At 75.9% G+C, this 12,193-nt stretch carries 9 protein-coding genes; 6 read left to right on the plus strand and 3 right to left on the minus strand.

Annotated features, from left to right (window positions below):
* Positions 1 to 72: 72 nt before the first annotated feature.
* The gene (locus IE329_RS36585; RefSeq protein ID WP_190215369.1) at positions 73 to 2,154 is read left to right on the plus strand and encodes a primosomal protein N'; all 2,082 of its coding nucleotides are present in this window, start codon (positions 73 to 75) and stop codon (positions 2,152 to 2,154) included.
* A gap of 277 nt (positions 2,155 to 2,431) precedes the next feature.
* Here IE329_RS36585 and IE329_RS41215 read toward each other — a convergent pair whose 3' ends face one another.
* Entirely contained in the window at positions 2,432 to 3,058 is a 627-nt protein-coding gene (locus IE329_RS41215; protein WP_229928050.1) for a hypothetical protein, read from the minus strand.
* Positions 3,059 to 3,310: 252 nt separating this feature from the next.
* Here IE329_RS41215 and def point away from each other — a divergent pair, with 252 nt between their 5' ends.
* The 3 genes from def to IE329_RS36605 all read left to right on the plus strand — a co-directional run bounded on the left by def (position 3,311) and on the right by IE329_RS36605 (position 6,573).
* Complete coding sequence (def, locus tag IE329_RS36595; protein ID WP_190215370.1) at positions 3,311 to 3,856, plus strand: peptide deformylase; 546 nt, start codon at positions 3,311 to 3,313, stop codon at positions 3,854 to 3,856.
* A gap of 136 nt (positions 3,857 to 3,992) precedes the next feature.
* Complete coding sequence (gene fmt, locus IE329_RS36600) at positions 3,993 to 4,928, plus strand: methionyl-tRNA formyltransferase (RefSeq protein WP_190215371.1); 936 nt, start codon at positions 3,993 to 3,995, stop codon at positions 4,926 to 4,928.
* 184 nt (positions 4,929 to 5,112) lie between these two features.
* Complete coding sequence (locus tag IE329_RS36605; protein ID WP_190215372.1) at positions 5,113 to 6,573, plus strand: RsmB/NOP family class I SAM-dependent RNA methyltransferase; 1,461 nt, start codon at positions 5,113 to 5,115, stop codon at positions 6,571 to 6,573.
* Between the two features lie 101 nt (positions 6,574 to 6,674).
* Here the strand turns inward: IE329_RS36605 and IE329_RS36610 are convergent, their stop codons facing one another.
* Both IE329_RS36610 and IE329_RS36615 read right to left on the minus strand, forming a co-directional pair.
* On the minus strand, positions 6,675 to 7,055 hold the full coding sequence (locus IE329_RS36610; RefSeq protein WP_229928051.1) for a hypothetical protein: 381 nt from the start codon (positions 7,053 to 7,055) through the stop codon (positions 6,675 to 6,677).
* A gap of 358 nt (positions 7,056 to 7,413) precedes the next feature.
* A complete protein-coding gene (locus IE329_RS36615) occupies positions 7,414 to 8,625 on the minus strand; it encodes a helix-turn-helix domain-containing protein (RefSeq protein WP_190215374.1) in 1,212 nt (403 codons plus the stop codon).
* A gap of 539 nt (positions 8,626 to 9,164) precedes the next feature.
* Between IE329_RS36615 and IE329_RS36620 the strand changes: the two genes are divergently transcribed.
* Positions 9,165 to 9,788, plus strand: coding sequence for a hypothetical protein (locus tag IE329_RS36620; RefSeq protein ID WP_190215375.1), 624 nt, complete (start codon positions 9,165 to 9,167; stop codon positions 9,786 to 9,788).
* A gap of 571 nt (positions 9,789 to 10,359) precedes the next feature.
* Positions 10,360 to 12,138 carry a hypothetical protein gene (locus tag IE329_RS36625; protein ID WP_190215376.1) on the plus strand — a complete coding sequence of 593 codons (1,779 nt, stop codon included), beginning with the start codon at positions 10,360 to 10,362 and terminating at the stop codon, positions 12,136 to 12,138.
* Positions 12,139 to 12,193: the final 55 nt, after the last annotated feature.

Below are 12,193 nucleotides of genomic sequence, written 5' to 3' on the forward strand. Positions count from 1 at the left end.
CCGCCCCCGTTCCACCGGCGGCGGCCGCCGCCTGCGGCTTTGTGTCAGTCCTAGGTGGTAGTACTTGGAGCGATGAGCAGCACAGACGAGGCCGGGGGGACCGGGGCGCCGGAGCAGCTCGCGTTCATCCGCGAGACGGTCCGCCGCGCCAAGCCGCGTACCTGGCTGGGCGCCCGGCGGGCCGAGCACCTGCCGGTGGCCCGGGTCCTGGTCGACAAGGGCCTGCTCCACCTCGACCAGTTCTTCGACTACGCGGTGCCCGCGAACATGGCCGAGGAGGCGCAGCCGGGCGTCCGGGTCCGGGTCCGGTTCGGGGCCCGGGTGGTCAACGGGCGGCGCGAGGGCGGCGAGCTGCACGACGGGTTCATCGTCGAGCGCCGGGCCGAGAGCGACTACGCCGGCCCGCTCGCGCCGCTCGCCCAGGTGCTCTCGCCCGAGCCGGTGCTCACCCCCGAGCTGCTGCGGCTCTGCCGCACGGTCGCCGACCGGTACGCCGGCACCCTCGCGGACGTCCTCCAGCTGGCCGTGCCGCCCCGGCACGCCAAGGCCGAGGCCGAGCCCTCCCCGCCGCCGGCGCCGCTGCCCGCCGCCCCCGAGCCCGGCAGCTGGAGCCGCTACCCGCAGGGGCCGGAGTTCCTGACGGCGCTCGCCGCCGGCCACGCGCCGCGCGCGGTCTGGACGGCGCTGCCCGGCCCGAGCTGGCCGCAGGAGATCGCCCGGGCCGTCGCCGCCACCCTGGCCGGCGGGCGCGGCGCCCTGGTGGTGCTGCCCGACGGGCGCTCCACCGCCCGGGTCGACGAGGCCCTCGGCGAGCTGCTCGGCGGCGGCCTGCACGCCACCCTCGCCGCCGACCTCGGCCCCAAGGAGCGCTACCGGCGCTGGCTGGCGGTCAGCCGGGGCTCGGTCCGGGCCGCCGTGGGCACCCGGGCCGCGATGTTCGCCCCCGTCCGGGACCTCGGCCTGGTGGTGGTCTGGTCGGACGGCGACGGCAGCCACGCCGACCCGCGCGCCCCGCACCCGCACGTGCGCGAGGTCGCGCTGCTGCGCGCCGCCGAGGAGGGGGCCGGCGTCCTGCTCGGGGGGCACGCCGTCACCGTGGAGGGCGCGCAGCTGGTGAACACGGGCTGGGCCAGGCCGCTGGCCGCCGACCGGGCGACCGTCCGGGAGGTCGCCCCCCGGGTCCGCACCGTCACCGACCTCGACCAGGCCAGGGACGCCGCCGCCCAGCAGGCCCGGCTGCCCAGCCTGGCCTGGCAGACGGCCCGGGAGGCGCTGGCCACCGGCCCGGTGCTGATCCAGGTGCCCCGGCGCGGTTACGTCCCCCGGCTGGCCTGCGGCCGCTGCCGCACACCCGCCCGCTGCCGGCACTGCGAGGGGCCGCTGGAGGCGGCCTCGTCGGACGTGCCGCTGCGCTGCGGCTGGTGCGGGGAGGCCGAGGAGCGGTGGCACTGCACCGAATGCGGCTCGTTCCGGCTGCGGGCCCAGGTGGTGGGTGCGCGTCGGACGGCGGAGGAGCTGGGCAAGGCGTTCCCGAGGATCCCGGTCCGTACCTCCGGGCGGGACGCGGTGCTGCACTCGGTGCCGGCCGAACCCGCGCTGGTGATCTCCACCCCGGGCGCCGAGCCGGTGGCCGAGGGCGGCTACGCGGCCGCGCTGCTGCTGGACGGCTGGGCGCTGCTGAGCCGGCCCGACCTGCGGGCGGGGGAGGAGGCGCTGCGGCTCTGGCTGGCGGCGGCCGCGCTGGTCCGGCCGGCGGGCGAGGGCGGCACGGTGGTGGTCGTGGCGGAGCCGACCGCCCGCGCCGTCCAGGCGCTGATCCGGTGGGACCCGGCCGGCCACGCCGCCTTCGAACTGGAGGAACGGGCCCAGCTGCACTTCCCGCCGGTCTCCCGGATGGCCTCGCTGACCGGGTCACCGGGGGCGGTGGCCGACCTGCTGGGCCTCACCCGGCTGCCGGAGGGCGCGGACGTGCTCGGCCCGGTGCCGGTGCCCGGCGGCCGGCGTGGCGAGGAGGTCGAGCGGGCCCTGCTCCGGGTCGCCCCGGGCCAGGGGGCCGCGCTGGCCGCCGCGCTGAAGGCGGCCCAGATCGCCCGGATCGCGCTGCGGACGCCGGAGCCGGTGAAGGTGCGGATCGACCCGCTGGAGATCGGGTGACGGCACGCGGCGTCGGCCGGGGGCCGGTCGCGGGCCGGGGGCGGAGCCGGCCGGCCGGGGTGGTCCGGTCGCGTGGGTGTCCGGCCGCGTGAGTGTCCGGCCCCGGCGGTGTCCGGCCGTGGGGGCGTGCGGTGCCGGCGAGCGCCGTTGAGCCGTTCGCCGCGTCTGCGTCCGGCGTCCGCGTCCGGCGTCCGCGGGGGTCGACCCGGCAGGAGGCCCGGGCCGGACGGTCGGGCCGGACCCGACCGGGCCGGACGACGGCCCGGCCCGGCCCCGGTCAGCCGCGGATCTGCAGCCCCGAGCGGTTCAGGCCGCCCTGGCGGGCCGCCGGCACGGTCGCCGCCAGCCCGGGGTTCCCGCCGGACGGCGCGCCGATGCCCGGCGAAGCCATCGGCTGGGAGCCCAGCCCCGGCGAACCCGTCGGCTGCGCGCCGATGCCCGGCGAACCCAGGCCCGGCGAACCCGCGGCGGCCGCCACCTCCTCGGACCGCTCCCCGCGCCCCTGGACGGGCCCGGCCGGCGACGGGATGCCGCCCGCGGCCAGCAGCTCGCCGGCCGGGCGCCGCATCCCGTACCGCCGGTGCACGGCCTGCTTGGTCACGCCCAGCGCGGAGCCCACCGAGTCCCAGGAGAAGCCCAGCGCGCGGTCGAACTCCACCGCCGCCGCCACCAGCGTCTCCACGCTCTCGCGCAGCTCCTGCGCCAGCCGTACGGTCGGCGCCGGTGCGCGCCCGTACACCACGAAACCCGCGGAGGTGCTCGGCCGCCGGGGGCGGTAGACGTTGCCCAACTGGGCGGTGAGCGTCCGCAGCGCGTCGACCTGCCGCCTCACCCGCTCGATGTCCCGCACCAGCAGGTGCAGGCTCGCCCGCGCCCGGGCGTCGTGATTGATCTGCTCGGCCATGGCCTACGTGCCACCTTCCGTACGGTCAGCTCGGTCGGGGCGGCTCTCCCTCGCCCCGGTCAATCTCACTTGACCAACGCCGGACCAGGGGCCGGGGTCACGCAGCCGGGGCACTCGGGATATGCCAGAACGCCCGCGGCGGGCCCGCCGGCGGCGGTACCGGCTCGCGGGGGCGGGCCGCGCGCCCGGCCGGATTGCATAGACTTGCCGACGGCCAGCAGCCGACATCCGACCGGACGGGAGTCCACCACCTTGCCGATCCAGCCGATCCGCATCTTCGGGGACCCGGTCCTGCGCGCCACCGCACAGCCGGTGACCACCTTCGACAAAGAGCTGCGCACGCTGGTGAAGGACCTCACCGACACCATGCTCGACGCCCCCGGGGCCGGCCTGGCCGCGCCCCAACTCGGCATCTCGCTGCGGGTGTTCACCTACCACGTGGACGGCGTCACCGGGCACCTGGTGAACCCGGACCTCAGCCTCAGCGAGGAGGAGCAGGAGGGCCCCGAGGGCTGCCTCTCGCTGCCCGGCCTGCGCTTCGACACCCGGCGCGCCTTCGGTGTGGTCGCCCGGGGCTTCGACATGTACGGCGAGCCGGTCACCGTCGAGGGCACCCAGCTGCTCGCCCGCTGCATCCAGCACGAGACCGACCACCTGGACGGCATCATCTTCATCGACCGCCTCGACCGTGAGCGGCGCAAGGCCGCGCTCAGGGCGATCCGGGAGTCCGACTGGGGGGACGGGCCCGCCCCGACCGTCCGGGTCTCCCCGCACAGCACCTTCGGCGGCGCCCGCTGACGACCGGCCCGCCCGGTCCGTCCCCGCTACCCGGCGCGGCCTCGCCGCACTCCGGCCCCGCCCCGTCCAGGCCCCTCGCACGCCGGTCCCGCAGGCCGGCCCCGCTCCCGCCCAGCCCCCTACCGGAAGGCCCTTGATGCGCCTCGTCTTCGCCGGCACCCCCGAGGTCGCCGTTCCCGCCCTGGAGGCCCTGCTGGCCTCCGACCGGCACGAGGTCGTCGCGGTGGTCACCCGCCCCGACGCCCCCGCCGGCCGCGGCCGCAAGCTGGTCGCCAGCCCCGTCGCCCAGCGCGCCGAGGAGGCCGGGATCGAGATCCTCAAGCCCGCGAAGCCCGGCGACCCGGACTTCCTGGCCCGGCTCACCGAGATCGCCCCGGACTGCTGCCCGGTGGTCGCCTACGGCGCGCTGATCCGCCCGGGCGCGCTGGAGATCCCCGTCCACGGCTGGGTCAACCTGCACTTCTCGCTGCTGCCCGCCTGGCGCGGCGCCGCCCCCGTCCAGCACGCCGTGCTGGCCGGCGACGAGGTGACCGGCGCCTCGACCTTCCGGATCGAGCAGGGCCTGGACTCCGGCCCGGTCTTCGGCGTCATCACCGAGGAGATCCGCCCCACCGACACCAGCGGCGAACTGCTCACCCGGCTGGCGCACTCCGGCGCGCGCCTGCTGAGCGCCACCATGGACGGCATCGAGGACGGCGGGCTGCACGCCGTCCCGCAGCCCGCCGACGGCATCACCCTCGCCCCGAAGATCTCGGTGGAGGACGCCAGGATCGACTGGAAGCACCCGGCCCTGCGGATCGACCGGGTGGTGCGCGGCTGCGCCCCCGCCCCCGGCGCGTGGACCACCTTCCGCGGCGAGCGGCTCAAGGTCTCCGGCCCGGTCACGCTGCTCCCCGGCAGCACCGAACTCGCCCCCGGCGAGCTGGCGGTCGGCAAGAACAGCCTCCGGGCGGGCACCGGCAGCCACGACATCGAGTTCGGCGAGGTCCAGCCGCAGGGCAAGAAGCCGATGCGCGCGGCGGACTGGGCCCGCGGGGCCCGGATCGAGTCCGGCGAGCAGCTCGGACTCTGAGCCTCGGGTTCGGCTCCGCCCTCCACCCGCTCTACCGTGGAGTACCCGCTCCACCGCGCGGCACCGGCCCGCCCGGCCGGTGCCCGCGCACCGGGCCCCGCACCGCCGGGCCCGGGGCACCCCGGTCCGGGCAGTTCCGCCCGACCGGCCCATCCGTAAACCCCGCAGCACATTGAGGCACCAGATGAGCACCCCCGGCAGGACCCCCGGCAGCACCCCCGGCGCCAAGCGCCCCCCTCGCCCGCACCGCCGCCCCAAGAAGGACCCGGCCCGGATGGTCGCCTTCCGCGCCCTGCGGGCCGTCGACGAGCGCGACGCGTACGCCAACCTGATCCTGCCCTCGCTGCTCCGCGAGGCCGAGCAGAAGCAGAACCTCGACCGCCGCGACGCCGCCCTCGCCACCGAGCTGGTCTACGGCACCCTGCGGCTCCAGGGCACCTACGACGCGGTCATCGCCGCCTGCATCGACCGGCCGCTGCGCGAGGTCGACCCGCCCGTCCTGGACGTCCTCTCGCTCGGCGCGCACCAGCTGCTCACCACCCGCATCCCCAGCCACGCCGCCGTCTCCGCGACCGTCGAGCTGGCCCGGGCCGTGCTCGGCGACGGCAAGGCGAAGTTCGTCAACGCCGTCCTGCGCCGGATCAGCGCCCAGGACCTCGACGCCTGGATCGCCCAGGTCGCCCCGCCGTACGAGAAGGACGCCGAGGACCACCTCGCCGTCGTCCACTCGCACCCGCGCTGGGTCGTCTCCGCGCTCTGGGACTCGCTCGGCCGCTGGCAGCCCGACGCCGCCGGACGGACGGCCGTGGAGGAGCTGCTGCGCGCCGACAACGAGCGGCCCGAGGTCACCCTCGTCGCCCGGCCCGGCCGGGCCACCGTCGAGGAACTCGCCGAGGCCCTGCCCGAGTCCACCCCCGGGCGCTGGTCCCCCTACGCCGTCCGGCTCGCCGAGGGCGGCGACCCCGGCGCCCTGGAGACGGTCAAGGAGAACCGCGTCGGCGTCCAGGACGAGGGCAGCCAGCTGGTCGCGCTCGCCCTCGCCGCCGCGCCCCTGGACGGCCCCGACCGCCTCTGGCTGGACGGCTGCGCCGGCCCCGGCGGCAAGGCCGCGCTGCTCGCCGCCCTCGCCGCCGGCCGCGGCGCGGCGCTGGTCGCCTCCGAGAAGCAGCCGCACCGGGCCCGGCTGGTCGCCCGCGCGCTGGAGGGCAACCCCGGCCCGTACACCGTGATCGCCGCCGACGGCACCCGGCCGGCCTGGCGGCCGGGCACCTTCGACCGCGTCCTGGTCGACGTGCCCTGCTCCGGCCTCGGCGCGCTGCGCCGCCGCCCGGAGGCCCGCTGGCGTCGTCGGCCCGAGGACATCGCCGCCTTCGGGCCGCTCCAGCGTGACCTGCTGCGCGGCGCCGTCGCGGCCACCCGGACCGGCGGCGTGGTCGGTTACGCCACCTGCTCGCCGCACCTCGCCGAGACCCGGGCCGTGGTCGACGACGTGCTGCGGGAGGAGGGCGGCCGGCTGGAGTGGATCGACGCCCGCCCGCTGCTGCCCGGCGTCCCGGCGCTCGGCGACGGCCCGGACGTCCAGCTCTGGCCGCACCTGCACGGCACCGACGCGATGTACCTGGCGCTGCTGCGCCGCACCGCCTGACGGCCCGGCGCCTGACGGCCCGGCGCCCGACGGCCCGGCGTACGGGCGGTTGCCGTGCGTGCCGGGCCAGGATCCCCTCCCGGCCCGGCACACCGGGGCACTCAGCAGGTGGCGGAGTCGCTGATGCGGATCCCGGTGAGGGTGCCGTAGATGCTGGCGCTGTTGTAGATGGAGGTGGCGGGCTCCAGGCAGCTGTAGTAGGTGGTGCCGCCGGAGACGTAGCGCAGCCAGACGGTGTCGTCGTTGCGCGTGTTCACAACGGCGACGTTGGTCCGTGAGGTGTTCTGGTACCCGCTGGTCACGTCCCGGTACATCCCGATGATGCTGCCGTTGACGGTGCCGCCCGCGTAGATGCACACGTAGGGGTACTGGCAGCCGTACTGCGAGTCGGCGTGGGCGGCCGAGGCGCCGGCGATGGTGAGGGAGGCCATCGAGGCCGCCACGGCCGCCACGCTGGAGGCCTTCTTGAAGAGGGAACGCATGCGACAGCTCCGCATTCTGTGGTGACGGTGCGAACGGTGATGCCCCGCGGCGCACGTGAGGTGCGGTGCGGGGCGGTGCGACTGATCCCGCTCGCAGGGGGCCACGGGATCCGACGACCGGTCATCAGGACCTGAGCCTGTCGCGGCCCACCAACAGGCTGCCAACGCCCGGCCAACGCCCCCGTCGCGCGCCCTCCGGGGACGGACCGCCCAGGTGCGGAGGCCGGGCCCGGGACCTCCTGGCCGTGGTCCTCGCGGCCACCGCCACCGCGGGGACCACCGCCCGCACGGCCGCCGGATCGCGCCGGGACGGATCGCCGACGCCCTGATGCCGTCCGTCCCGCCCTCCGAGACCTGCTCAGCCGCCGGGCTGCCCGCGGCGCTGGGCGGCCAGTGCCCGCAGCGCCACCTCGGTCGCGAACCGGTCGTCGGAGTCGGCGAGTTGCTGTCCGAAGGCGCGGTCGAGGATCCGCATCCGGTAGCGGACCGTCTGCGGGTGGACGCCCAGCAGCCGGGCCATCTCGGCGGCGGTGCCGCGGGTGGTGAGCCAGGTCAGCAGGGTGTCGACCAGCCGGCCGCGCTGGGCCGGGGTGAGCGCGGCCAGCGGGCCGAGGTACTTCTTCGCCAACTGCGCGACCAGGGCCGGGTCCCGGAGCAGCCAGAGCGGCAGCAGGTGGTCCTCGCAGGACACCACCGGACCGCCGTCGACGATGCCCGCCGAGGCCAGGGCCAGGGCGTGCCGGGCCCAGCGCAGCGAGTCCGCCGCCTCGGCGAGCGGAGTGGTGAGGCCGTAGGCGGCCCGGCAGCCCTCCAGCGCCCGGTCCAGCGCGGCGCGCCGCTCGGCGGTGAGCGGCCCCGGCACCAGCAGGTGCGGTTCGGGGACGGCCAGGTCGAGCAGGACGTCCTTGTCGAGCAGCCCGGTCGGCGGCAGCGTGCCCGCCTCCACCGCGACCATGGTGACCTCGGCGGGTAACGGCCAGGCCGCGTGCTCGGCCAGCTCCACCAGGGCGTTGCGGGCCACCGACGAACCGGTGAGGATCCGCCGCAGCAGTTGCCGGCGGCGGTTGTCCGGCTCCTCGCCGAGTTCGGCCATCGCCTGGAGGTAGCCCTCGCGGGAGAGCGCGGCGAGGTCCCCCATGTAGGCGAAGAGCGCGTCGGCGAAGGACAGCATCACGGTCGCGGACAGGTTGTAGCGCTTGCCCAGCGTCCTGGCCCGGCGCAGCGCCGTCTGGCAGCCGATCCGGTAGGCCTCCTGCAGCATGTCCAGGCTGCGGCCCTCGTAGGCCTCGAAGCGGCCGAAGCGGCGGCAGATGTCGTCCCGCAGCACCGTGGTGGCGGTGGGGACGGCGATCTGGTCGACGAAGGCCGCGATGTTCTGCTCGATGCCGAGCCGGATCACCCGCGCGTTCGGGCCCTCCATCAGCGGTTTGTACTCCGGGATGGCGGCGACGATCTCGCTCGCCATCTCCTTGAGCAGGCCGGGGAGTTCGGGGCGCATGATCATGGCCAACTCGCGCGGCATCGGTCCCATCGGCTCGCCGCGCTCCGTCAGCTGCCTGGCTACGGCCATACCTGTTTACCCCCTGAGCTCTCCGTCACCCGTGGCCGCCGGGGCCCGCCGGCGGGGCCGTGGCGGCTGCGGGGGACGGAGGTTCGGTCAATTGCCCGGCCCCGGCGCGCTGGTGGGGAGCGGGCCGGCCGGGCGGTAGCGGGTCGCGTACAACTCATCGCGGCTGCGTGCAACATAGACCACGGCGCACACGGAGCGCAGCACCCCGGACACAGAAACCTCACTTCCGGACGGCCGTGGCCCGCCGCCGGCCGCCGGGGGCGGGATAGTCGGCCGACCGGCCGGTTTCCGGATTCCCGGCGGGCCGCTCGCTTCGTTATAACCGGGCGGCCTTCTTTGCTGCATTCGTGACAAGGGAATACCCGCCGGTAAGTTCGCCGGAAGAATCTGTGACAGGCATGTTGCACCGCCCGGTTACCCATGCGTAACGTCCCCGTTCAACAGGGCCGCCGAGGGGATTCGGGAGCAGCCGAATTCCGGACTCCGGACACCCTGGGCCCGGTTTATCGGGTATTCCACCCCTCCCGAAAGGATCAACCGTGCGCAAGCTCACCACAAGCGGCATGGTCGTCGCCGCGGCATTCGCCGCCGCCGCCGGCCTCGCCGCCGCCCCCGCCTACGCCGCACCCACCTGGACCGTCACCCCCGGTGGCGCCTGGACGGCCAAGGCGGCCTCCCCGAAGCTCACCGACACCAAGACCGGCACCAAGCTCACCTGCACCTCCTCCAGCGCGGCCGGCACCCTGCAGAGCGGCAGCGGCCTGTCCGGCACCGGCATCTCCTCGATCACCTCGGTCGGCTGGGTCAGCTGCTCCGGCCCGCTGGGCATCACCTTCACCGTCACCCCGCAGGGCCTGCCCTGGAGCCTCAACGCCGTCTCCTACAACAGCGGCACGGGCGTCACCACCGGGACGCTCACCGGCGTCAAGGCCCACATCAGCGGCGCCGGCTGCACCGCCGACTTCTACGGCCCCACCAGTACCAGCTCGGCCACCCTCACCGGCTCGTACAGCAACTCCGCGAACACCCTCACGCTCAGCGGCGGCGACCTGCACGCCTACAACGTCTCGGGCACCTGCCTCGGGCTGATCAACAACGGCGACGCCGCCACCTACAGCGCGGCCTACGTGCTGGCCTCCTCGCAGACCATCACCTCGCCCTGACCCGGGGGTCCGGGCCCGCCGTCCTGCCGGGCCCGGACCGTCACGCGCGGCGCCGGCCGCCGGGCGACCCCGCCGGCCGCCGGAGGCCGCGGACACTCATCGGAGGACAATCCTCCGCCGGCGCTTTGTCAATCGGTGACAAGAAATCCGGCCGCGGCGAAGTCGTGAAATCTTCCCGGGTTCGATCACTTGTCGCTTCTTGTTACCGGGCCGTAGTGTCCAGTTCGCCCAGGAAGTCCACCGCCGGATTCCGTGGCCCGTGCGACGGGTGCGGCCGGTGCCGTTCACGCGATTCCTGTTGTCCGCTCCGCCGTGCTCCCCTTTCCGCCGTCCTCCCGTTCCGTGCGCCGGAACCGGGTCGCGCCGGTGGGGCGGTTCGTCCGCCCCGCAGTACGCCGGAATGGCGCCCGGTCCGGTTCCACCTGTTCCTGTCCTTGTTCCGGTTCCTGTTCCGCCGGTTCCCGCTCCACCTGTTCCCGCTCCACCCGCTCACGTGTCGCCGCAGTTCGTCCGAGGAGTTCCGCCGCCGTGCGCCGAACCGGCTCCACCGACCAGTCCGAGGAGTACCGCGATGGGCGAAGCAGTGGTCCGGCGCCGTGCCTGGCGGCCGGCGGCGATCACCACCACCGTGCTGCTGGCCGGGCTGCTGCCGGCCGCGGCCTCCTCGGCCGACGTGCGGCCGGGGCGGCCGGACCTCGGGTACACCTGCGGGTCCGACCGCGGGCCGGTGGAGGTGCGGGCCGTCCTCGGGCAGGAGTACCCCGCCGCCGGTGTGGCCGGCGAACCGCTCCGGCCCGGGGCGCTGACCGCCGAGGTCACGCTGGACCGGGCCGCGCTGGCTGCCCTGCTGCCGCCCGGAACGACGGCGGTCGCCGGGGCCGGCCGGCTCACCGCCCATGTGCGCCAGGGTGCTTCGGCAGCCGACGCGGACTGGTCGGGGCTGGCCGCCGCCGGCGCGCCGCTCGTGGGTGAGGGCGCCCTGGTGCTCGCCTTCACCGGGGCGGTGGCGCCCGTGACGGTGTCCGCGCCGGGGGACGTCACCTTCACGGCCGGCGACCTCGACCTGACGCTGGGGGCGGCGGGGAGCGGTTCCGCCGCCGGGCCCGCCCCGGCGAGCGGGGCCGCATCCGCCGTGACCTCCGGTCCGGCGGCCGCCCCGCCCGCAGGGCCGGCGCCGGGCTCCCCGACGCCGGCCCCCACGCCGGCGTCCACCCCTGGTCCCACCCCTGCTCCCACCGCCGGCGAGCCGGCCCCGGTCTCCCTGCACTGCGTCCAGAAGCCCGGCCAGCGGGCCGAGTTGGGCACCGTGCCGGTGACGGCCGCCGCGCGGCCCGGGCCGGGGGGCAGCGGATCGCCCGGACCGTCCGGCCCGGCCCCGTCCGGCGGTTCGGCCTCGCCCAGCGCCACCGGACCGGCCGACGGGGCGTCGTCGCCGTCCGGTGCACCGACGTCCGCCGGCGCCTCCGCCCTGGTGGCACCCCGTGCGCAGGAGCCCGCACCGGGCGGCACCATCACGGTCGGCGGTCCGGTCCACTCCGGGGTGAGCGGCTGCCCGGCGGCCCCGCAGGGCGAACTCGACCCGCGCCGACTGCCGAAGGTGCCCGAGGGGGCGATCGTGCTCCCGATGCCCGGCGCCGACCCCTTCGAACCGGTGCCCGCCTGCGCGTTCGCGGTCGGCTACGCCAATGTCGGCAAGCTGGGCGGGGCCGCGCTGATCAACGACCCGGCCCGCGACCCGGCGATGATCCGGGTCGACATGCACAAGCGGATCGTGATGCTCTGGACGGACGACGGCAGCCCCGGCTACGTCGAGGTGGACGGCATCGGTGAACTCGAACTCCCGCCGGCCGAGGCCACCTTCCTCACCTTCGGCTTCATGCCGACCACGGCGAGGATGAAGCTCACCCCGCTCACCCCGCTGACCCTCACGGTGATCGGCAACAGCGACTGGGACCAGCCGGTGATCACCACCGCCTCCGGGTACCAGAACCTGACCCTGTACGACGTCAGGGTGAACGGCACACCGCTCGACGTCGGGCCGGACTGCCGCACGGCCGCGCCGGTCGACCTCACGCTGGTGGGGCGGCAGGACAGCGGGATCAGCACCGACGACGGCAGGCCGGACTACACCGTGCAGACCGGCGGCCCGCTCTCCTCCGACCACCTGGTCATCCCGCCGTTCACCGGCTGCGGCAGCGGCGGCGAGGACCTCAGCCCGCTGTTCACCGCGGCCGTCTCGGGCGCCGGCAACTCGCTGAACTTCATCCAGGGGGCGCTGTGCACCCCGACCAGCGACGAGCCGAACGGCTGCACGCCGGAGATCGAGATGCCCGCCCCGCCGCACCGCTGAGCCCCGCACCACCGACCCCCTTACCCGTACGGCGGTACCCGCCGCACCGAACCGC

This window comes from Kitasatospora indigofera (assembly GCF_014655955.1).
Taxonomy (GTDB): Bacteria; Actinomycetota; Actinomycetes; order Streptomycetales; family Streptomycetaceae; genus Kitasatospora; species Kitasatospora indigofera.